Origin of the sequence: Acinetobacter sp. ACIN00229 (genome assembly GCF_016106645.1) — a bacterium.
In the GTDB taxonomy this organism is placed as follows: Bacteria; Pseudomonadota; Gammaproteobacteria; order Pseudomonadales; family Moraxellaceae; genus Acinetobacter; species Acinetobacter oleivorans.
The window spans coordinates 85,169-106,073 of sequence record NZ_JADWOM010000003.1; the positions used below are offsets into that span (position 1 = coordinate 85,169).

Here is a 20,905-nt window from a genome sequence, read left to right on the forward strand (position 1 = left end):
GCAGGGTTTTTTAATTTGAGAATCTAAAAATTATTTAGATTCTTCAGCTTTTGGCTTCTCACGTAAGCGGATGCCCAAGTCACGAAGCTGATTTGCTTCAACAGGAGCTGGTGCTTGAGTAAGTGGACATTCAGCAGTCTTCGTTTTAGGGAATGCAATAACGTCACGAATAGAAGTCGCGCCAGTCATTAACATCACTAAACGGTCAAGACCAAATGCCAAACCACCGTGAGGAGGAGCACCGTAACGAAGAGCATTTAATAAGAAGCTGAACTTCTCTTCTGCTTCTTCATCAGAAATACCAAGCGCTTCGAAAATTGCTTTTTGCATTTCTAATGTATAAATACGTAGCGAACCACCACCAACTTCAGTACCGTTCAATACCATGTCGTAAGCAACAGAAAGTGCTTCACCTGGATTGCTCTTCACTTCTTCTACACTTGATTTTGGTAGAGTGAATGGATGGTGAACAGAAGTCCATTTGCCATCGTCAGTTTCTTCAAACATTGGGAAATCAACAACCCAAAGTGGAGCCCACTCACAAGTTGCAAGATTCAAATCATGGCCAATCTTCACGCGAAGCGCGCCCATTGCATCATTTACAACTTTAGCTTTATCAGCACCAAAGAATACGATATCGCCATCTTGCGCACCAACACGTGCTAACAATTCAAGTACGATCGGTTCAATGAATTTCACGATTGGAGATTGAAGGCCTTCAATTCCTTTAGCGAGTTCATTAACTTTGATGTAAGCCAAACCTTTTGCACCATAGATGCCAACGAATTTAGTGTATTCATCGATTGCACTACGTGGCAATGATGCTGCACCTGGAACACGTAAAGCAACAATACGGCCTTTAGGATCTTTTGCAGGACCAGCAAATACTTTGAACTCTACTTCTTGCATTAAGTCTGCAACGTCAACGAGTTTCAACGGAATACGCATATCAGGTTTGTCTGATGCATAGTCACGCATTGCATCTGCGTAAGTCATACGTTGAAATTTATCGAATTTAACGCCAAGAAGTTCATCGAACATTTTCACAGTAAGGACTTCCATTAAGTCCATAATGTCATCGTCACTCATGAACGATGTTTCAACGTCGATTTGAGTAAATTCTGGTTGACGGTCAGCACGTAAATCTTCGTCGCGGAAACATTTCGCGATTTGGTAGTAACGATCAATACCACCCACCATCAACAATTGTTTGAATAATTGTGGTGATTGTGGAAGTGCATAGAAACTACCATTTTGTACACGACTTGGTACTAAGTAGTCACGCGCACCTTCAGGAGTTGCACGTGTCAAAATAGGTGTTTCAACGTCTAAGAAACCATTATCTTCGAAATAGTTACGAATAAGATTGGTCAATTTAGAACGGAAGCGTAAACGATCCAACATTTCAGGACGACGAATATCTAAGAAACGATATTTCAAACGAATTTCTTCAGAAATATTGGTATTTTCATCATTTAAAGGGAATGGAGGTGTTTCTGAAGCGGCAAGAACTTCGATGTCTTTACCTAAAACTTCAATTTGACCACTCACCATGTTGGCATTTTCAGTACCTTCATAACGGCGACGAACACGACCTGTAATTTTTAATACATATTCAGAACGTGCTTTATCTGCAGTTGCAAATGCTTCTGGAGTATCTGGGTCAATAACCACTTGAACGAGACCATCACGGTCACGCATATCAAGGAAAATAACACCGCCATGGTCACGGCGACGATGTACCCAACCGCATAGTGTAACGGTTTGGTCGATTTGGGCTTCAGTTAAAGAGCCACAGTAATGAGTTCGCATCATGATGAAAAATATCCAAACTATATTGGCTGAAAAGACGGATGCGTAAACCGCGCACCGTCAAAAAAATAAGTTTTCGATTATGCCCTGTTGCATGGTTTGCCACAAGAACTAGATCAAAAAACCGCGGAAATTAACCTGAAAATGAGCAATTTGGCAGCAAATTTTCTGATTCATCCCATTCTTTGTTGCCGATCTAAAAACAAGAATAATAAGCATCCTAAGCTAAAGGTACTTAACCAACCTTGCATAAACTCGTTGATAGAACGGCCTGTAAAATAATAGGTATCGGCGTGCCAAACTTCATGGGGTATGTAACGTGCATAATCCCAAAATGAAAATAAACCTAAGACTGTAGATAGAATAAGCAGAGACCACGCGTAAATTTTAATTTTTTTACTTACTTTCCAGTGTTGTTTGTAGCGCTGGTAATAGTGAATACACATCCAACCAAGAAAAGGTAAGGCAAGAGCAGAGGAGCCAAGTTGTAAAAGACGATGCAAAGGGTAGGGATGACCAAATAAATGAACGGTTTGTGATAAAAATTCTTTAAATATAAAAGTTCTAAAGTCAGAATGGGTAAGGCCATCCCAAATGAGATGAGTTGCAATACCAACAATGAGTGCAAATATAACGCCAATAAAAAATATAAAAATACGTTTTAAAGAGCTGAGGCCAAGATCATGTTGCACACCAAAAAAACGGTACACCACTGGACGATAAAGAAAATACCAAACTGCACAAAAGACGAGGCCTAATGCAAGGTTGGGATAAATCAGACCTTTCCATTGGTGCGTCAGCATGCTGGACTGAACTGTAAATAAGCGGTAAAGATCGGGTGTCATACTCCCAATGGCTAACGCAGCAACCGGTAAAGTGTTTTGGCTAAGCTTAGATAAGGGAGGAGCTATAACGGCATGAGAGATGGTAAAAGGCATTAGAAATCAAAAATTACTCACATCATTTAGTTGACCAGTCTAACGAATCGTCGAATCAGAAATGTTTTTTATTGCAAAACAAACGAAATGTTATAATATAACAAAAATAAAACATATCGTGATCCGGGACACATCCAATGCAGTTTTATAAAAATATTTTGACCATATCCATTTTAGCTGTCATATCCGTTCCTTCGTTTGCAGCAGAAAGTGAAAATGTTGAAAAGTTAGAAACTATTCGAATTAAGGCTCATCCACTTGAGCAAACTTCACAAGATTTTGCTGTTGCAGATACTGTTGTTGATCAAAAGCATTTATCGCAAGGGGCTGCCACCATTGGGGATGCGTTGAGTAGTGAAGTAGGAATTTATGCTAATCAGTTTGGGGCTGGTTCGAGTCGTCCAGTGATTCGTGGACAAGATGGACCACGCGTTAAAGTACTCCAAAATTCATCAGAAAATATTGATGTTTCGACGTTGTCTCCTGACCATGCAGTAACTGTAGATCCAGTGCTTGCGAAGCAAGTGGAAGTGATTCGAGGCCCTTCAACTTTACTATTTGGTGCTGGAACAGTTGGCGGTTTAGTCAACGTAATTGATAACAAGATCCCTACGCAAATGCCTGAAAACGGTTATGAAGGACAAGTTGGCTTACGTTATAACACTGGAAGTGATGAAAAACTGGCGAGCGCTGGAGTAACTGTTGGCTTGGGTAGCCAAGTTGCTTTACGTGTTGAGGGGTTAACACGTGATGCAAATAACTACATTGCGCCAAATTACATTCATGAAGGTGAAAAAGAGCGCCGTGTAGACAACACTTTTGCTCAGGGTGATTCAGTTAACGTCGGGTTATCTTGGATTTATGACCGTGGTTATACGGGTATTTCTTATAGTAACCGTCGCGATCAATATGGCTTACCGGGGCATAGTCATGAATATGAAACCTGCCATGTAGATGATCTGAGCTTGCATTGTGGAGATCATGATCATGCAGGTCATAGTGATGAAGAAGCTCATGATCACGAACATGGCGGCCCGTGGATTGACTTAAAATCGGAGCGCTATGATTTTAAAACTGAGTTAAATGATCCGTTTGCGGGTTTCCAAAAGTTACGTGCACAAGCGAGCTATACTGACTATCAGCATGATGAAATTGAAGAGGGAGCAATTGCAACCCGATTCCAAAACAAAGGCTATGATGGGCGTGTTGAGTTAGTACATAACCCAATTGCAAGTTGGGAAGGGGTGATCGGTGCACAGTTAGGCCAGCAAAAACTGAATTTAACTGGCGAAGAAGCATTTATGGCACCGACCACTACCAAAAAGTGGAGCGTATTTGCTTTAGAACATAAGCAATGGAAAGACGTACACTTTGAGCTTTCTGCACGTGCAGATCAGCAAGAAGTTGATGTAGACGATAAGTCTAAACAAGATTTTGATGGCTCGGCATTTTCCTATGCAGGTGCTGCAAACTGGGAATTTGCACCGAACTACAAACTTTCTTTTGTCGCTTCACATCAGGAACGTTTACCTTTAGCTCAAGAGTTATATGCAAATGGTGGGCACTTTGCGACAAATACTTATGAGTTAGGAAATGATCAACTCAGTAAGGAAAAATCGAATAATGTTGAGTTAGGTTTGCATTTTGATAATAACAAACTTGATTACCATCTTCATGTTTACCATAACTGGTTTGATGACTACATCTATGCGCAAACCCTTGACCGTTATAAAGACTTCCGTTTAGTTCAATATACTCAAGATAAAGCACGCTTCTATGGTGCAGAGGGTGAAATTGGTTATCAAATTACACCAATGTACAAGATCAGTGCTTTTGGTGACTATGTGCGCGGTAAAATTGATGCAGAAGGTAATGCCCCGCGTATTCCAGCAGGACGTTTAGGTACTAAAGTCGATGCAGATTTTGGTGATGGTTTTAGTGGTTCTGCTGAGTATTATCATGTCTTTAACCAAGACAAGATCGCAGCTTACGAGACCGAAACTGAAGGCTATAACATGCTCAATCTTGGGGTGGCATATTCTGGGCAATATGGTGCAAAAACAGATTATCGTGTTTATATGAAAGCGAATAACTTGTTAGATGACACGGTTTATCAACATGCATCTTTCTTATCAAATATTCCACAAGTTGGACGCAATTTTACGGTAGGTGTTGATTTTAGTTTTTAAGGCTTTAACACGAAACTAAACTTGAAAAATCAATCCAAAAGACCTAATTTGAAAGCATCAAGTTAGGTCTTTTTTATGCGTATTTTTCAACGAATTCATCAAAAAATAAATTGGTCAGGGCGTCGTTATATGGCGATATTACTTTGCGTTGTTGCTATTGCATATATTGCATCGGCAATTTATCACACAGTAAAACCATTGCCGCAAGGGATTAACTTTAGTGGCAAGCTTAGACATGCCGATGTCAAATTTTTAGCAGATAAAACCTACCTTGATGCAAAAGGGCAACAACAGGTTGATCAGCATATCTTTGATGAAATCTTGAAAATGATTGATGAGGCAAAAACCACAGTTGTGGTTGATATGTTCTTGTTTAATTCAGAAGTGGGTGACTCAAAACTGAAACAAAGGCCATTAATGCAAGAGTTAACCGATGCATTAGTCAGTAAAAAAAGACAAAATCGCCAAATCCAGATTGTATTAATTACTGACCCGATTAACTCAGTATATGGTGGTTTAAGCCCTGAACACTATCGTCAGTTACGTCAAGCAGGGGTTGATGTGATTGAAACCAATTTAGCTCCTTTACGTGCTTCTAATCCGTTCTGGTCAGGCTTATGGTATATCTGCTGTCAGAATGTTGGAAATAACCCTGAGAAAGGCTGGTTGCCGAATCCATTCGGTGATGAAAAAATTACACTGCGCAGTTATTTGAACTTATTTAACTTTAAGGCGAATCACCGTAAAACTGTAGTCGTCGATACCGATACTGGTTGGAAGTCACTGGTGACTTCAGCAAATCCACATGATGGTAGTTCTAGACACTCAAATGTTGCATTAGTTGTAACAGGAGCGACAGCGGCAGATGTTTTACAATCTGAAGCCGCGGTTGCGCGAATGTCAGGTAGTAGTTCTCCATCGCTCATTTTAGGTGACTTTGAAAAAGACGTAACCAAACCTCAAGTTCAGGTGTTAACTGAAGGGGCGATTTATCAATCTGTATTGAAATTGATTAACTCAGCTAAGCCGAAAGAGCATCTTGATTTAAGTATGTTCTATTTATCTGAACGCAAGATTATTCAGGCTCTAAAAAGTGCTCAAGATAGAGGGGTTATTGTTCGAGTTTTACTTGATCCAAATAAAGATGCATTTGGTCGACAAAAGAATGGTATTCCTAACCGGCAAGTTGCTTCAGAGTTACATGCTGTGGGCATTCCAATCCGTTGGTGTGACACACATGGTGAGCAGAACCATAGCAAAATGATTTTGAAATATAACGCCCAACAAGCTGAATTAATTGTAGGATCTGCTAATTTTACAGCCCGTAATTTAAAAAATTACAACCTTGAAACGGATATGTTGGTTGTGGGTAAAGTTCAAGATCAAGTCTTTAAAGATGCGCAAGATTACTTCAATACCTCTTGGTCAAATCTACAAGGTAGACAAATGAGCGTGGATTACGCGAAGTATGCAGATGAGTCTAAAGTGAAGTATTGGATTTATCGTTTTATGGAATGGTCAGGTTTGTCGACTTTCTAAGCCTAGCTTTATATAAAGCTTGAGGCTCTATCTTCACGACGGAGTCCTAATTGATTCTAAACTTGGAACTTATTCGTTGCCATGATTTTGTACAAAATTGGCAACGTGATTGGCGACATGGATGTCGCCGTTTCACTGTGTTGCACGGAAGCAACATCAGTGAAACAAAGGTTTTTGTCACTTTTGACCTCTCAAAAGTGAGGCATTAGCCTATACAAAAGACATTAGAACATCACTGTAAGTAAAGGCTGTGCCATAAGTCCGATTTAAGGCGCTGGAGGAATCAACTGATCCAAAGTCTTATCATCTAACTTTTCTAATTCACTCAAATCAGTCTTAATTTTCCACTGCGACTCATCATCTACAGGATTTGGTAAACGTGCCTCAAGCCAGTCACAGACCACATCTGGGTTAAATTCAGGATGGTTACACTGAATAATCCACGATAAAAAGTCTTTCGCTTCACCGTTCATGTATGGCGGTGGTGAAACGGGGAAGAATAAAGTCGGTAGACGTTCATTCGTCGATAAATAGTTTAAAACATGTCCTAATTCTTGAACTGTTTGCCATGCTAGCGGATGTTCTACATCAATACTGAACTTAAACCACCAAGCATGTTCGCCGTCTGCTCCATGAGCCATGATGCGGGCTTCTTGTACGGTTGGGACTTTGCAAAAAAATTGATGAAGACGTTCAAAACTGATTTCAGACACAGCAATTGACCTAGTTTGAAAAATGGTAATGGTAGCACAGATACAGATTCTTCATATTTTCTTTATAGTCATTACAAACAATATCAATCAAAGCTGTTTTATTCATGGTTTCTCCTTGACTCTCTTTTAATCTAGCTTCAGATCAAGATAAAAGGAAATAGGTCATGAAAAAGCCAATCGTTCTTGTACTTTCAACATTAATGTTGGGTATGTCAGCTACTGCGATGGCTGATACAAGTCATCGTTGGGATAATAATCATGGTAAAAACTATGATCGATATGAGCACCGTGATGACCGCCGTCATGACTATCGAAATGATCATCGTGCTGCTCCACAGTGGTCAAATGCCGATCGCAGTAAGCACTATGGTCGATATGTAGCATTTAAACGTGGTGATCGTGTTCCAGCAGAATACCGCAATAGTCGCTATTATGTTTCAGACTGGAGATCGCATCGTTTGTATGAGCCACCACGTGGATACCGTTGGGTTAAAACACCTAACCAATATTTACTCGTAGACTCAAAACACCAAATTTATCGTGTCCGTTAATTTTGAAATATAGAATATATAAATGGCCTCAATATTGAGGCCATTTTTTTTATGCTAATTCATCATCTTGAGGCTGAGGGGGCTTTAAAGGTGTTGGTGTTTTTGCATGTTTCTCTTTCATCACTGATGGATAGTTCCAAGATGCAAAACGAACAACCAAGATAGAAAGAGCTAAAATAAGAATTGAGCCTGTAATAATGACTTGGTCCATATCCGCTTTATGGTCATGTTGGATATCGGAAATGAGTAGGCGGGTTAAGGCTGTAATCGCCACATAAATAAGAAAGCGTACAGGCATATGATTGGTTTTAAAGTAAATTCCAACCATTGCTCCAAGTTCTAAGTATATAAATAATAATAAAATATCATCAATTGAAGCATACTTTTTGACAGTCAAAATTTCAAAAACAGTATTGGCTGCGGACCAAGCCACCATACATCCAATAATAAACAGGGCTAAATAGTGGAAGGCTTCTACGGCGTAATGACCAAAACGGTCAAGTATTCGCTCGTACTTTTTAGGATCAGGCATAGTAAGATCTTTTGTTTGTTTCTTAATGTTTAGAAATTAAACAAATTTCATGCCAATGGAAATAGTAAATACAAAATAAAAAAGCGCCTGAATATTCAGACGCTTTTTCATAAAGAATTTAATTAAGCTTGGTTCGTAAAGTAGTCTTCACTGAAGCCCATAATTAAGTCAGAACCCGCTTTAATTTTAGCAATACGTGCATCAATATCCGGCAAGATACGATCAGCAAAGTATTGAGCTAAAGCAAGTTTGTTTTGATAGAAGTCACCAGACTTATCTTTTGCTGCCGCTGCAATTTTTGCAAACATATAAGCGAAGCTGAGTAAGCCAACTGCATGTAGATAATCAACAGCAGCAGCATTCGGGAAGTCTACGTTTTCAGCAGCTTGTTCAATAATAAACTGAGTGATTGCTTCGATTTCAGTTGCAGCATCTAAAGTTGCATCTTTAATGAAGTTCAAATCGGTGTCTAGGTCATTTGCAAAGTCACGAATTTCAGTGATGTATTCAGCAATGAATGCACCGCCACATTTAATGGTTTTACGACCAATTAAATCTTGAGACTGAACACCGTTCGTTCCTTCGTAGATTTGAGCAATACGAAGATCACGGATACATTGTTCCATGCCCCATTCACGAATATAACCATGACCACCGAACACCATCTGAGCATCTAAAGTTGCTTGGAATGCTGTATCTGTGAGGTAAGCTTTAGCAATTGGTGTTAAAAGCGCAACGCGATTATTGGCTTTTTTCACAGCTTCAGCATCAGTTGAGAATTTAGTGATATCGAGCTGTTGGCCAACATAGACTGCAAAAGCACGTGATGCTTCATTGTTTGCACGTACGTTTAACAACATACGACGAACATCGCCATGGACTAAAATGCTGTCAGCAGGTTTATTTGGTGATTGAACACCAGTTGCACTGCGACCTTGTAAGCGGTCAGTCGCATATTGCGCTGCATTTTGATAAGCAAATTCAGATGCGCCTAAACCTTGGATACCCATAGATAAACGTTCATAGTTCATCATAACGAACATGGCAGCAAGACCTTCGTTTTCTTTACCAACAAGGTAACCTTTTGCTGCATCAAAATTCATCACACAAGTTGCAGACGCTTTAATCCCCATTTTGTGTTCGATAGAACCTGGGCCAACGAGGTTACGTTCACCTAATGAACCATCTTCGTTCACCAAATACTTTGGCACGATGAACAAAGAAATACCGCGTGAACCCGCAGGAGCATCTGGCGTTTTAGCAAGTACTAAATGAATAATGTTTTCTGCTAAATCGTTGTCACCGCCAGTGATAAAGATTTTAGTACCTGTGATGTTATAAGTACCATCTTCATTAGGTTCTGCTTTAGTTTTAATAATACCTAAGTCAGTACCTGCATGTGGTTCAGTTAAGCACATCGTGCCCGACCATTCACCTGAATAAATCTTAGGTAAGTAAGTTTCTTTTTGTTCTTGAGATGCATAGCTGTTTAAAGCCATGCCTGCACCTACAGAAAGAAGCGGGTAGAGCATAAATGATGGGTTAGTTGCAAATAACATTTCATCAGAAAGAACGGTGAGCATTTTTGGCATGCCTTGACCGCCCCATTCTTCATCGGCACCTAAGCCAATCCAACCACCTTCTGCATATTGACGGAATGCATCTTTAAAACCAGCTGGTGTGAACACCTCGCCGTTTTCATAGCGAGCGCCTTCTTCATCACCAGTACGGTTTAATGGATGAGTCACGTTCTGAGCAAATTTAGCCATTTCTTCTAAAATTGCTTCAGCTGTTGCAGCATCTACATGAGCGAGTTTCTCATTAGATTGCCAAAATTGTTCTGCTTTAAATACATCATTTAAGATGAATTTCATATCAGCTAAAGGAGCATTGTAAATTGGCATAATCGTTCACCTTTTTTGTGCACATTGGCCTGTGCTAGATATCCTGTAAAACGAAATGGATATGGAATTTAAAGTGTAAATTTATCATTGATTTTATAAAAAAAGGACCGTCAAAACTGAGCAGTCCTTTTTTGTTTTTTAACATTGCATATCGCAATTAACTATGGTTAGAAAGCAAAATGTTCAGCGTCTAATGACATCAATGGATCTAGACCACCTGCAATCACGTCTACATGAGAACGTACGCGTGGCAAGATTTTCTTGAAGTAGAAGCGAGCAGTTGTAACTTTTGCATTGTAGAAATCAACATCGGTCGTACCTTCTGCTAATTTCTCTTGTGCAACAAGTGCCATACGAGCCCATAGATACGCTAAAGTGATATAACCTGAGAAGTAGAGGTAATCTACAGCAGCAGCACCTACTTCATCTGGGTTTTGCATTGCGCGCATACCAATTTGCATAGTGAGATCGCCCCATTCTTTGTTAAGAGCTGCAAGCGGCTCAACAAATTCTTTCATGGCAGCGTTGTCTTTATTTGCTTCAACAAATTTGTGAACAATTTTGGTAAAGTCTTTTAGCATTGCGCCTTGAGTTTGCAATACTTTACGGCCTAACAAATCAAGTGCTTGAATTTCGGTTGTACCTTCATACAAACATGAAATACGTGTATCACGTACGATTTGTTCCATGCCATGCTCAGAAATAAAGCCATGACCACCGAAGACTTGAACACCGTGCTTAGCAGACTCAGAACCTGTTTCAGTTAAGAATGCTTTTGCAATTGGAGTCAATAAAGACAAGATGTTGTCAGCAAACTTACGCTCTTCTTCTGTTTCGCCTTTTTCAACGATGTCAGCATATTGAGCAAGTAAGTAAACAAGTGCACGACCGCCTTCAGCAAATGCTTTTTGAGTTAAAAGCATGTTACGAACAGCAGGGTGAACGATAATTGGGTCTGCATCTTTTTCTGGAGCTTTAGGACCAGAAAGCGAACGCATTGCTAAACGTTCTTTTGCGTAAGTTAACGCACCTTGGAAAGATGATTCAGATGCTGCTAAACCTTGAACCGCAGTACCAATACGTGCTGTGTTCATGAAGGTGAACATACAGTTCAAACCACGGTTTTCAGGTCCGATTAAGTAACCTTTAGCTTGGTCAAAGTTAATGACACAAGTCGCGTTACCATGAATACCCATTTTGTGCTCGATAGAACCACAACGAACCGCATTACGCTCGCCCACAGTACCGTCTGCATTTACATGGAATTTAGGAACGATGAATAATGAGATACCTTTGGTACCTTTTGGCGCACCTGGTAAACGAGCAAGAACGATATGGATGATGTTCTCAGCCATGTCATGTTCACCAGCAGAGATAAAGATTTTCTCGCCAGAAATTGCATAGCTACCGTCAGCATTTGGTTCTGCTTTAGAACGGATAATACCTAAGTCAGAACCTGCATGAGATTCAGTTAAGCACATCGTACCTGTCCAAACACCTGAAACAAGGTTTGGTAAATAAGTATTTTTTTGTTCATCAGAACCATGATGTTCTAATGTACGTACAGCTCCGTGAGACAAGCCAGGGTACATACCCCAAGACCAGTTTGCTGTACCAACCATTTCAGAAATTGCAATACCTAAAGAGTTAGGTAAAGCCTGACCACCGTATTGTTCTTCTGCTGATAAAGACGGAAAGCCAAGTTCAATATATTTTTGATAAGCTTCTTTAAAGCCTGTTGGAGTGGTAACTACGCCATCATTCCAAGTACAACCTTCACGGTCGCCAACTTGGTTTAAAGGAGAAAGTTCATTTTCACAAAAGTCTGCCGCAGCTTCTAAATATTGATCAACCAATTCACGGCTTACGTTACCTTGGAAATCAGGTAATTTTGCATAGTGTTCTTCAGCATTTAATAATTCATGCAAAACGAATTGCATATCACGTAAGGGCGCTTTGTATTGTGGCATATCGGGTTCCTCAATACTGGTGAAACCAGAGTTATAATCTTAATCTATGAGAATGTGCCATGAGGCACCTTGGACTATTACATCGTGCAACAACTTGCATAACTGCACAAGCACCTCAGGACCTTTACTTTGTGACTGCAAAGTCAAGAAAAAAATGCTTAAACTAGCTAAGTGCTTTGAGTGTAAACACTTTTGGTTATGTTTATATGATACAAATAGTCAAAATCGTAAACAGTTATGTATAAACAAAAGGCGCCTATAGGCGCCTTTTGTTTTATGATTTTTAGAATTATTTTGCTTGAGCTGATGCAGGAGCAGGGGCGTTAACTGGTGGTTGAGGGCGCTTTGGTTCAAAACGAAGGTTACAAGTACCTTCAAGTGTCTTATCTCCAACTTGAACATTTACTGCTTGTCCGTTGGCCTTTCCATCACATGCTTTTTGGATTTGTTCAAAGCGAGCTTGACGTTCTGCACGGTGCTGTTCCCATGCTGCTTTTTGTTCTGGTGTGAACTCACGATGTTTCATACGGTGGTGGCCTTCACGTGGGCCATCTTGCATCATGCCACGCTCAGGTTTAGGCGGTTGAGTCGTTGATTGACACGCCGCTAAACTTCCCATTGTTACAATTGCCGCACTGAATAATGCAATTTTTGCCGTCATTTTCATATTTAAAGCCTTTTAATGTTGTGTTTACCGATGCCTTAAAGATTAGATAATAAAGATGTAGAAACAATGGAGAGTTTTTCTTTTCGTTGTTGGTTACAATGCCAAATATAGCGTAAAAATGAGAGAGTGCTTTTGAACGTTCTACGTGTTCCCATTGCATTACGGTTGTTTTTGACAGTCTTGCTCACCACATTGCTTATTGCGACTGCAAGCTTGAGCGTTTTGCACTGGACAATGCAAAAGAACTTTGCCAAATACGTGGCTGACGTTGAAATGCAGAAGCTTGACCGACTCATTACCAATCTAGGCGATGTCTATACGGTGTACCATGATTGGGGTAATGCGATTCAGGCACAGATTTTACAAATCGAAGGAACCGCGGCTCCTGATGACTACGATCGTCTCTCGCAGTGGTGGCTTCGTCGTCAATATGACATTGCCATACAACAGCATTCTTTCGATGAACATGCCCTTATTAATATTTCGCCGCAAGTTGCACCGACAAATAAAAATACTATTTTTAGCGATGAAGAGTTAAGAACGCTTGAGCAAAATTTACCTTCTCAATATCAACCCTTTGAAGGATTAAGATTCCCCTTAAGCGCAAACCAATTTCGCCCAAGTGATGATAAAAATAAGTCTAAGAAAGGGAGCTTAAAAGATATTGAAACTCAAAATGGTAAAAAGCGTTTTATTGCTTTGCCCGACCGTTTAGGTTTGAGCTCACGTTTATCTTTATATGATGCACGGCACCAGTTTGTTGTAGGTGAGCCGCCTTCTTCAGACCAAATGTCATTTCGTCCGATTATCTTAAACAATCAAGTCGTGGGATATTTAGGTTTAAAACCTGTTTTAGATAAAGAAGATGCTTTGAGTATTAATTTCTTTAGTAATCAAAAGCGTTATTTACTCTTAATTTATGCTTTGACCTTACTATCAAGTTTAGTTGCAGCGCTATTGATGGCGACTTATTTTAAAAAACCAATTCAGCGTTTATTAAATGCAACCAATGAATTAACCAAAGGAAATTATCAACACCAAGTGGTCATTAAGCGAAATGATGAGTTAGGTGATTTATCTACTCAATTGAACCATTTGGCAGAGATTTTACATCAGCATGAAGAGTCGCGACGTCAATGGGTGGCAGATACTTCTCATGAGTTAAAAACGCCGCTGGCTGTATTACAAGCACAAATTGAAGCGATGCAAGACGGGATTCGAAAAGCAACCCCTGAACATTTAGATGCAATGATGCGTCAGGTTTCAAGTCTGAAAAAATTGACCCAAGACCTTGCAGACTTGGCCCAGGCAGATGCTCAGCAGCTTAAGTGTTATTTGAGTTCTGTAAATCCATGGGAAGTGGTACTACAAGAAGTTGAAAACTTTAAACCAAAACTTGAGCAGGCTGGTCTCGAAATTCAAGTTGAAGGAACAAGTTCTCCGCTATTATTAGACCGTGACCGTTTTAAACAGATTATTGTTAATTTAATTAGTAATAGTATTCGTTACACGGAAACAGGTGGCAAAATTCATATTCATACAAGTCAGACTCCTCAAGAGTGGACGTTATATGTCGATGATAGTCCTTATGGTTTAAGTGATGAGCAGTTATCCCGTTTAGGTGAACGTTTCTATCGCGTAGATGATTCGCGTACGCGTAGTACAGGTGGAACAGGGCTGGGCTTAGCTTTGTCTTGTAAGATTGCGCAGGCGCTTGGTGGTACACTCAGTTTTGAACATTCACCATTAGGTGGTTTACGTTGTGTACTTACTTTTAAAAAGCAGAGTTAAATATAAAAGGAAAAATATCTCATGAAACATGTGATGTTGGTTGAAGATGAAGTCGAATTAGCGCATTTGGTGCGTGATTATCTTGAAGCTGCTGGTTTTGAAGTAAGTATGTTTCATGATGGTCAAGATGCCTATGCGAGTTTCCAGCAACGTAAACCTAATTTAATGGTTTTGGACTTAATGGTTCCACGAATGGATGGTTTGACCATTTGCCGTAAAGTTCGTGAACAGTCTGATTTGCCGATTATTATGGTCACTGCCCGTACAGAGGAAATTGACCGTGTATTAGGTCTCAACATGGGCGCTGATGATTACGTATGTAAACCGTTTAGCCCAAAAGAGTTAGTTGCTCGCGTACAAGCTGTTCTGCGCCGTTTAGAGCGTAAAGCAGAACCTGAACAAAATGATTCATTCCGAATTGATAAAGCTCAGCAAAGAATTTGGTATCAACAAAAATCATTGAGTTTAACGCCAACCGAATTTCGCTTACTTGAGCTATTTTTAGAGCATGTAGGGCAAGTGTATTCACGTGCACAATTATTGGATCATATTAATCCAGATAGTTTTGACGTTGCCGACCGTGTAATTGACAGCCATATCAAAAACTTGCGCCGAAAAATTAGTGAAGCGGCTGAAACTGGTAACCGTCATGAATGGATTCAAGCTGTTTATGGTGTAGGTTACCGCTTCGAATATCCTGAAGAGTAAAACACTCGCGAAAGTTATTCTGTGGATAACCACAATGTTATCCACAGAAAATGTGGATAGTTTTAAAGATTTATGGATAAATAATAATCTTCGTATGATTTGGTACGAATTGCCAAATCTCATCTATATCTGCATTTCTAACCGCAATACATCCTAATGTCCAATCCTTATGTGGCATATAAGTCGAGCTAAAAGGCATAGACAAAAAGGATTTTGGAACTGATCCATGAATCATGATATCTCCACCTGTTGGTTGATTATGTTGCTTGGCATAAGCAATATCTTTCGTATCGGGATAGGAAATATGCAATGATTTATAGAAAGCACTTTGTGAATTGCGCCAATCTATAGAATAGACCCCCTCAGGTGTTTTTCCATCATTTTCAAAGTGTTTATGTCCTTTTGGATTAAAGCCAAGACGAATGGGATAACGACGAATCACGTCCTGATTACTCTTGAGCAGAAGTATGCGTTGACTTTTAAATACTTCAATTGAGGTGATGGGCTTTGTCTTGATTAGCTCTAAAATTTCTTTATTTGAAAGCGCTTGATGGCTTGGCGTAAAAGTTGGTAAATATTTTTCATATTTATAAAAAGTGATTCCGAGTGGAACTATAAGAAGTGTACAAATAATGATAGGTCTAATTTTCATATATTATTCTTTGATGCTTAAAAAACTCTCTTAAGCCACTACTAAAGTGGTTTAAGAGAGTTTTAGTTTTTAAAGTATTAAGAAGAACAGCTGACAGCTACGTCTGGTACGTCACTTGGTAACGGGCCTAAATCTTGTGGTTGTTCAAGTTCTGGTTGTCTTGTATATGGCTGATCAAGAAGCTTAAACAAACGGTCTACTTCGCTAAAATCATCTCTTTCCGCTGCTTCAATAGCACGCTGAGCCATGTGATTACGTAAAATATAAATCGGATTTGCTTTTTGCATGTTTGCATCAAGTTCAGAAGTATCTTGATGTTCACGAATGCTTTGATATTGGCTAAGAAACTCATCAAACTGTCGAATATCAAGGCAATCATCTCGTAGAGTTTTATATTCTTTATTTTGAAGTCGGATAAAGCTCTGAGTGTAATCGAGTTGTTCGGTTTGTAAGATTTTTAAAAAACTAAAACTACAATCAAGGCTGTCTTTATGAAAATGGGGAAGTCCCATTTTTTGACATAAATCAGTTGTGTAATGTTCAATAAAAGTCGGTTCAAATTGTTCTAAGCAACGCGCTAACTCTTCTTTGAACTGATCCTTTTGTTCAGGTTCTGCAAGTGGAATCAAGTTATTTAACCAAGTCCATAAATTCCAATGGCCTATGCTTGGCTGATTTTGATAAGTATAACGACCTTGGTAATCTGAGTGGTTATTGATCCAGTTCGGACGGAAGCGTTCCATAAAACCATATGGACCAAAATCAAGTGTTGAACCAGTAATATTTAAGTTATCGGTATTCATCACGCCATGAGCAAACCCAACCAATTGCCATTTCGCAATCATGATTGCAGTACGCTCAATTACTTTCTTTGCAAAAGATAAAATAGGATTTTCAGTTTCTAGACACTCAGGATAATGCCATTCAATACATTTTTGAGTGAATTCTGACAGTAACTCTGGAGCGTATTGATTAATCCATTCGAAATGTCCTAAACGGATATGACATTCAGATGTTCTGAGTAGCATTGCGCCTAACTCTAGTTTTTCACGCTGTACCCCTTGAGTAGAGGTCGTAAACCCTACTGCGTGACTAGAAGCGACGCCTAAAGCATTTAAAGCATGCCCAGCTAAATATTCGCGGACAACGGAACGCAGCACTGCACGTCCATCTCCCATTCTTGAGTAGGGTGTCGGACCTGCACCTTTGAGATGTAGGTCGATGGTTTGACCTTTTGTATTGAGTATTTGTGCAATCAGTAAGCCACGACCATCACCGAGTTGTCCTGCCCATTGTCCAAATTGGTGGCCAGCATAGACCATCGCCAGAGAAGGGAATTCAGAGAAAGTACGCTGTCCGCTACAGATTTCAACCCAAGCATCTTTTTCGTCTTCTGACCATTGCAGTTCATCTGCCAAAGCAGCATTGAAATGGCCTGCTTTTGCACCACGCAAAGGCGATGGTTGCTGAACATGGAATAATTTAGAAGGAAGTGAAGGGTAGAGCGGATTAAATTGCATGGGCTTGGCAAAATAGAGAGAGCGGATTTCACTATACCATAGTTAAAAAGCAGGCATAAAAATAGCTCCCGAAAGAGCTATTTTTGATCAGAATTTATTTTAGTCTGATACCACGTTGGTATTCTTTTTAACACTACGCATAAGTGTTTCTAAGCATTCACGGTGGTGACTTAAACGGTGTTCAAGCAATTGAAAATCAACTTTAAGCTTGTGATCCATTCTATGAATTTTTTCAGCCATTGCTGCTTTTTTCGCTTGTAACTCTTGTTCTTTAAGTTTTGCCCAATCATTTAAAGTATGGGTAAATGCTTCGTATTCTTGTGCAATACGTTGTTTCATTTGACTAATGTCAGCATTTACATCATGACCATAGATAGCAAGATCTTGCTCAGCATATTTAAACTTCATCGCTAGTTCTGCTTTTTTAATATTAAAGCTTGGAATACGACGTAAATTTTTAGCTAAACCAAGTTTAGAACAAGACCAAATCAACCATTTTGTTGGGTCATATTGCCACCATTTCACACCGTTACGATAATCGTATTGGAAGATATGGTGATAGTTGTGGTAACCCTCGCCCCAAGTGGCGATAGCTAACCAGAAATTATCACGTGCCGAGTTTTCGTCTGTATAAGGACGTTTACCGAACATATGACAAAGTGAGTTAATAAAGAAAGTCACTTGATGGCTAATGATTAAGCGTAAGAGACCACCTATGAGGACTACACCCCATAAATCGCCAGTTGCCCAACCAATTAAACCTAAAATTCCAACATGAACCGCAACTACGAGTAAACCATAGTATTTATGCTGGAACATAACCAATTTATCATTGAGCAAGTCAGGTGCATTTTTAAAGTCAGGCTCAGATGGAGAATGATCGCGGATCATCCAACCCATATGGGCATACCAAAAACCACGCTCAATTGAATAGGGATCTTCATCGACATGATCAACATGTCTGTGGTGAGTACGGTGACCAGATGCCCAGAACAAAATACTATTTTGTACGGCAAAAGTTCCACCGATCATTAAAAGAATTTTAAGCGGTAACGACGCTTCGTAAGCTCGGTGAGCCCACAGGCGGTGATAACCAGCAGTAATCCCCATACTACTTAGAGCTAAAAGAAAAAATAAGCTTACCCATGCGCTTACACTAAAATCATAATAATACGCGTAAATCGGGATTATGATTGCGGCAAGAATTGGTAAACCAATTAAGGTAATGCTAGCGGTCCAGTTAATTGGGGCTTTGAGTGGGGCGGAAGTCATATCCGGCAGCGCTCCTAGAATCCTTGTCAGACAAGGTACAAAGACAAAACGACATAGCAAAACCGATCATCAAGATATATTGCTATTCTATCCTTCATATTAGCACGTGCTTAGTGAGAATCACTAGCATTATTGTACAGATGTATTGAAAGAACGGTAACAGAATTAAACTATGTCACAGAGTTTTTCAAGTAGGAGAAGTTGTTTAATGAACGTACAACGATTGAAAAAAAAGAACAGCATTGATATTGCAAGGAAATTATCATTGAAGTGTATCTTGGTCACAATCAGTCTTGTATTAGCCGCATGTCAAAGTGCACCCGATCAAAATACAAAAAAAGTTCAAACAAAAAAAACAGTTCATCATGTTCAATCGCCTGTTGTAAAAAAGAGAGTGAGTCCTGATGGCATTCAAGATATTGATTGGCAGATTACTCAGATCAGTGGTCATAAGGCAAAATTCTTTACACAGTGGCCGACGCTCTCTTTAAATTCTGCTATCAAAACGGTATCAGGCCATACTGGATGTAACGCAGTTTTTGGTCGTTATACATTTAATTTTAGCCAGCAAAAACTTGACATGCAGGTAAATGCAGGACATTTAAGCTGTGATGGTGCTTTGGCCCAAGAGGCAGAGCTAGTGGATGCTTTGCAACGTATTCAACGCTTCCAACTCGTAGGTAATACGCTATATCTGCTTGATCAGAGTGGACAACGCCTTATTCAGGCACAAAAGAAATAAAAGGTGGTTTTACCACCTTTTTTATATTTATAGAGCTTGTAACATCGTGGTTGGAATATCTGTAATTAGCCCTTGTACATCTAAATCCCTAAGCCTTTTTGCTCTTTCTACATCATTCACTGTCCAGACACTAATATTTAAGTTGGCCTGCTGTGAAAGCTGAATCATTTCATCTGTTGCGAGTTGATCGTGCCAGCCAATATGACAGCAACCATATTGATGAGCGATTTCAATTGCTGTTGCTCCAACTGGAAGCTCGACTAACAATCCCCGTTTGAATTGAGAGTTTATATCGCGTAAGGCAGTTAAAATTTGAAGATCAAAACTTGTGATGGTGACAACTTTTTCAAAACCTTGTAATTCGGTCTCAAGTTTTTGAACAATTTTTTCTGCTAAAACCATGTCTTTTACAGCTTTCACTTCCACTTCAATATGATCGAAGGTATCAAGTAAATTTAAAACGCCTGTGAATGTTGGTGTTGGCTCTGAATTTGGCCAGTCAGGCCAATTTTGACGATGATCAAATGAGAGTGCTTGAGCCAAAGTAGATTGCTCAACAATTTGATCGACTCCAGCTGTACGTAAAAAATTATCATCATGGATCACGACCAACTCTTCGTCTTGAAGCTGACGAATATCAAATTCGACACCACGAATACCTAAATTTTTTATGTGCTGAAACCCACCTAGTGTATTTTCAGGAGCTTCTTTGCGTGCACCACGATGACCAATAATGCGCATAATTTTCTTCTATGAAATATTTTGACTATGGTCTCTTTAAAAAGAGCAGAGACCATGTTTAATCTAATCTATTTTTAAATAATCTCATTAATATTTTTTTGCCAAAGTACTTCTTGGCCGCCCTCGGCACGTTGTAAAGCACGAGATGCAACAAACAACCAGTCAGACAAGCGGTTTAAAAGCTGGAGCGCCGTAGTTTGAATATTTTGATCACGTGTTTGTACCGACAGTAGAGATCGTTCTGCGCGGCGACAAACAGCACGGGCTTGATGGGCATAACTGCAAGTTAAAGAGCCTGATGGCAGAATAAACTCTTTAAGCATTGGTAAGTCTTCATTCATACGGTCAATTTCTTTTTCAAGAAACTCAATACAAACAGGCTTAAGTAAATTGTAGTTTGGAATACAAACCTCTCCACCTAAATCAAAAAGCCAATGCTGAACAAGGCTGAGACTTTTATCCCAATCCGCTTTGTTGGTCACTTGACTAGCTGTGATTTGAGCACGAAGTACCCCAATAATGGCATTCAGTTCATCGACATCACCAAGTGCTGCAATTCGTAAATCATCTTTAGCAACACGAGAGCCATCGCCTAAACCTGTTGTGCCTGAGTCGCCTGTGCGTGTATAGATTTTGCTTAAACGGTGTCCCATGATGGATATCC

The 20,905-nt window shown here is 39.7% G+C and carries 18 protein-coding genes; 6 read left to right on the forward strand and 12 right to left on the reverse strand.

What is annotated here, in order from left to right; translation table 11 throughout:
- Positions 1-30: 30 nt before the first annotated feature.
- Positions 31-1,815, reverse strand: coding sequence for an aspartate--tRNA ligase (aspS, locus tag I7H67_RS03290; protein WP_004789117.1), 1,785 nt, complete (start codon positions 1,813-1,815; stop codon positions 31-33).
- A 170-nt stretch (positions 1,816-1,985) separates the two neighbouring features.
- Complete coding sequence (locus I7H67_RS03295; protein ID WP_192455234.1) at positions 1,986-2,750, reverse strand: DUF4184 family protein; 765 nt, start codon at positions 2,748-2,750, stop codon at positions 1,986-1,988.
- 137 nt (positions 2,751-2,887) lie between these two features.
- Here I7H67_RS03295 and znuD point away from each other — a divergent pair, with 137 nt between their 5' ends.
- On the forward strand, positions 2,888-4,939 hold the full coding sequence (znuD, locus tag I7H67_RS03300; RefSeq protein WP_198307069.1) for a zinc piracy TonB-dependent receptor ZnuD: 2,052 nt from the start codon (positions 2,888-2,890) through the stop codon (positions 4,937-4,939).
- 75 nt (positions 4,940-5,014) lie between these two features.
- The gene (locus I7H67_RS03305) at positions 5,015-6,478 is read left to right on the forward strand and encodes a phospholipase D family protein (RefSeq protein ID WP_198307070.1); all 1,464 of its coding nucleotides are present in this window, start codon (positions 5,015-5,017) and stop codon (positions 6,476-6,478) included.
- Between the two features lie 266 nt (positions 6,479-6,744).
- Here the strand turns inward: I7H67_RS03305 and I7H67_RS03310 are convergent, their stop codons facing one another.
- Positions 6,745-7,191: a hypothetical protein gene (locus I7H67_RS03310; RefSeq protein ID WP_004789125.1), complete on the reverse strand. Its 447-nt coding sequence runs from the start codon at positions 7,189-7,191 to the stop codon at positions 6,745-6,747.
- A gap of 164 nt (positions 7,192-7,355) precedes the next feature.
- Between I7H67_RS03310 and I7H67_RS03315 the strand changes: the two genes are divergently transcribed.
- Positions 7,356-7,742, forward strand: a complete 387-nt coding sequence (locus tag I7H67_RS03315; protein ID WP_198307071.1) for an RcnB family protein — start codon at positions 7,356-7,358, stop codon at positions 7,740-7,742.
- A 49-nt stretch (positions 7,743-7,791) separates the two neighbouring features.
- Here I7H67_RS03315 and I7H67_RS03320 read toward each other — a convergent pair whose 3' ends face one another.
- The 4 genes from I7H67_RS03320 to I7H67_RS03335 all read right to left on the reverse strand — a co-directional run bounded on the left by I7H67_RS03320 (position 7,792) and on the right by I7H67_RS03335 (position 12,815).
- Positions 7,792-8,274: a phosphate-starvation-inducible protein PsiE gene (locus I7H67_RS03320; RefSeq protein WP_004789131.1), complete on the reverse strand. Its 483-nt coding sequence runs from the start codon at positions 8,272-8,274 to the stop codon at positions 7,792-7,794.
- A 122-nt stretch (positions 8,275-8,396) separates the two neighbouring features.
- Positions 8,397-10,178, reverse strand: coding sequence for an acyl-CoA dehydrogenase C-terminal domain-containing protein (locus tag I7H67_RS03325; RefSeq protein ID WP_151988960.1), 1,782 nt, complete (start codon positions 10,176-10,178; stop codon positions 8,397-8,399).
- Positions 10,179-10,345: 167 nt separating this feature from the next.
- On the reverse strand, positions 10,346-12,148 hold the full coding sequence (locus tag I7H67_RS03330) for an acyl-CoA dehydrogenase C-terminal domain-containing protein (RefSeq protein ID WP_004789135.1): 1,803 nt from the start codon (positions 12,146-12,148) through the stop codon (positions 10,346-10,348).
- A 289-nt stretch (positions 12,149-12,437) separates the two neighbouring features.
- Positions 12,438-12,815, reverse strand: a complete 378-nt coding sequence (locus tag I7H67_RS03335) for a hypothetical protein (RefSeq protein ID WP_005309618.1) — start codon at positions 12,813-12,815, stop codon at positions 12,438-12,440.
- Positions 12,816-12,947: 132 nt separating this feature from the next.
- On the opposite strand from I7H67_RS03335, the gene baeS reads away from it, so the two are divergent.
- Together baeS and I7H67_RS03345 are read left to right on the forward strand one after the other, a co-directional pair.
- Complete coding sequence (gene baeS, locus I7H67_RS03340) at positions 12,948-14,606, forward strand: sensor histidine kinase efflux regulator BaeS (RefSeq protein WP_044100323.1); 1,659 nt, start codon at positions 12,948-12,950, stop codon at positions 14,604-14,606.
- 21 nt (positions 14,607-14,627) lie between these two features.
- Entirely contained in the window at positions 14,628-15,314 is a 687-nt protein-coding gene (locus I7H67_RS03345) for a response regulator (protein WP_003655179.1), read from the forward strand.
- A gap of 70 nt (positions 15,315-15,384) precedes the next feature.
- On the opposite strand, the gene I7H67_RS03350 is transcribed toward I7H67_RS03345, so the two are convergent.
- The 3 genes from I7H67_RS03350 to I7H67_RS03360 all read right to left on the reverse strand — a co-directional run bounded on the left by I7H67_RS03350 (position 15,385) and on the right by I7H67_RS03360 (position 18,758).
- Positions 15,385-15,966, reverse strand: coding sequence for a L,D-transpeptidase family protein (locus tag I7H67_RS03350; protein WP_198307072.1), 582 nt, complete (start codon positions 15,964-15,966; stop codon positions 15,385-15,387).
- A gap of 77 nt (positions 15,967-16,043) precedes the next feature.
- The gene (locus I7H67_RS03355) at positions 16,044-17,486 is read right to left on the reverse strand and encodes a protein adenylyltransferase SelO (RefSeq protein ID WP_198307073.1); all 1,443 of its coding nucleotides are present in this window, start codon (positions 17,484-17,486) and stop codon (positions 16,044-16,046) included.
- Between the two features lie 99 nt (positions 17,487-17,585).
- The gene (locus I7H67_RS03360; RefSeq protein WP_004789144.1) at positions 17,586-18,758 is read right to left on the reverse strand and encodes an acyl-CoA desaturase; all 1,173 of its coding nucleotides are present in this window, start codon (positions 18,756-18,758) and stop codon (positions 17,586-17,588) included.
- A gap of 208 nt (positions 18,759-18,966) precedes the next feature.
- On the opposite strand from I7H67_RS03360, the gene I7H67_RS03365 reads away from it, so the two are divergent.
- On the forward strand, positions 18,967-19,500 hold the full coding sequence (locus tag I7H67_RS03365; RefSeq protein WP_198307074.1) for an META domain-containing protein: 534 nt from the start codon (positions 18,967-18,969) through the stop codon (positions 19,498-19,500).
- Positions 19,501-19,527: 27 nt separating this feature from the next.
- On the opposite strand, the gene I7H67_RS03370 is transcribed toward I7H67_RS03365, so the two are convergent.
- Positions 19,528-20,241 (reverse strand): glycerophosphodiester phosphodiesterase, encoded by a 714-nt coding sequence (locus I7H67_RS03370; RefSeq protein WP_198307075.1) that lies wholly within the window; start codon positions 20,239-20,241, stop codon positions 19,528-19,530.
- 74 nt (positions 20,242-20,315) lie between these two features.
- The gene (locus tag I7H67_RS03375; RefSeq protein ID WP_198307076.1) at positions 20,316-20,894 is read right to left on the reverse strand and encodes a cob(I)yrinic acid a,c-diamide adenosyltransferase; all 579 of its coding nucleotides are present in this window, start codon (positions 20,892-20,894) and stop codon (positions 20,316-20,318) included.
- Between the last annotated feature and the right edge of the window lie 11 nt (positions 20,895-20,905).

What these genes read in the sequence shown, in the direction of transcription:
- I7H67_RS03305 (WP_198307070.1), top strand. Translation starts at nt 5,015, where the DNA reads ATGCGTATTTTTCAACGAATTCATCAAAAAATAAATTGGTCAGGGCGT.
- I7H67_RS03350 (WP_198307072.1), bottom strand. Translation starts at nt 15,966, where the DNA reads ATGAAAATTAGACCTATCATTATTTGTACACTTCTTATAGTTCCACTC.
- I7H67_RS03365 (WP_198307074.1), top strand. Translation starts at nt 18,967, where the DNA reads ATGAACGTACAACGATTGAAAAAAAAGAACAGCATTGATATTGCAAGG.
- I7H67_RS03295 (WP_192455234.1), bottom strand. Translation starts at nt 2,750, where the DNA reads ATGCCTTTTACCATCTCTCATGCCGTTATAGCTCCTCCCTTATCTAAG.
- I7H67_RS03320 (WP_004789131.1), bottom strand. Translation starts at nt 8,274, where the DNA reads ATGCCTGATCCTAAAAAGTACGAGCGAATACTTGACCGTTTTGGTCAT.
- I7H67_RS03355 (WP_198307073.1), bottom strand. Translation starts at nt 17,486, where the DNA reads ATGCAATTTAATCCGCTCTACCCTTCACTTCCTTCTAAATTATTCCAT.
- I7H67_RS03375 (WP_198307076.1), bottom strand. Translation starts at nt 20,894, where the DNA reads ATGGGACACCGTTTAAGCAAAATCTATACACGCACAGGCGACTCAGGC.
- I7H67_RS03345 (WP_003655179.1), top strand. Translation starts at nt 14,628, where the DNA reads ATGAAACATGTGATGTTGGTTGAAGATGAAGTCGAATTAGCGCATTTG.
- I7H67_RS03315 (WP_198307071.1), top strand. Translation starts at nt 7,356, where the DNA reads ATGAAAAAGCCAATCGTTCTTGTACTTTCAACATTAATGTTGGGTATG.
- I7H67_RS03360 (WP_004789144.1), bottom strand. Translation starts at nt 18,758, where the DNA reads ATGACTTCCGCCCCACTCAAAGCCCCAATTAACTGGACCGCTAGCATT.
- I7H67_RS03370 (WP_198307075.1), bottom strand. Translation starts at nt 20,241, where the DNA reads ATGCGCATTATTGGTCATCGTGGTGCACGCAAAGAAGCTCCTGAAAAT.
- aspS (WP_004789117.1), bottom strand. Translation starts at nt 1,815, where the DNA reads ATGATGCGAACTCATTACTGTGGCTCTTTAACTGAAGCCCAAATCGAC.
- I7H67_RS03335 (WP_005309618.1), bottom strand. Translation starts at nt 12,815, where the DNA reads ATGAAAATGACGGCAAAAATTGCATTATTCAGTGCGGCAATTGTAACA.
- I7H67_RS03330 (WP_004789135.1), bottom strand. Translation starts at nt 12,148, where the DNA reads ATGCCACAATACAAAGCGCCCTTACGTGATATGCAATTCGTTTTGCAT.
- I7H67_RS03325 (WP_151988960.1), bottom strand. Translation starts at nt 10,178, where the DNA reads ATGCCAATTTACAATGCTCCTTTAGCTGATATGAAATTCATCTTAAAT.
- znuD (WP_198307069.1), top strand. Translation starts at nt 2,888, where the DNA reads ATGCAGTTTTATAAAAATATTTTGACCATATCCATTTTAGCTGTCATA.